This is a genomic window from Pseudomonas defluvii (genome assembly GCF_001695625.1).
Lineage (GTDB): Bacteria > Pseudomonadota > Gammaproteobacteria > Pseudomonadales > Pseudomonadaceae > Aquipseudomonas > Aquipseudomonas defluvii.
In genome coordinates this window covers 1-407 of the sequence record NZ_MBPN01000335.1, presented here as the reverse complement: position 1 = coordinate 407, position 407 = coordinate 1, and the positions used below count along the sequence as shown (strand labels likewise).

The window sequence follows — 407 nt, the reverse complement described above, 5'->3', positions numbered from 1 at the left end:
GCATGACCCATCAGCGCATGAATTTCGCCTACCGCTTTACAGCATCTGGCGCAGAATTTTGTGAGTGGAAAAATTTTCCAGAGTGGGCGCTGAGGTTCTTGACGTGTCTCGCGATTGTTACGGCGATTCTCTTTGCCTGCATGGCAAGCCTCTATCGCGACGCTAGCTTTCTGATCTATGCCGTGATCGCGCCCGCGAAGATGATGCTTTTGCGCGCATCAATGAACTCAAAAAATTATCGTGGGGTACACACGATATTTCATCTGAGAACCTTTGAGTGGTCTGAATTTACAGAGGTTGTTATTGATGAAAAGCAGGGGTTAGTGGGTTTGGAGTTTGCTTGGTATGACGATTATATGAAGGAGGATGCCCTTAGTGTCGCGTCGTTGTTTGCGAAGCGCCGCGAG

At 48.6% G+C, this 407-nt stretch carries 1 pseudogene; it reads left to right on the top strand.

Annotation, left to right across the window (positions count from 1 at the left end):
* Window positions 1-17: 17 nt before the first annotated feature.
* A pseudogene (locus EKA13_RS27585) lies at window positions 18-407 on the top strand (hypothetical protein); the annotation flags it as partial.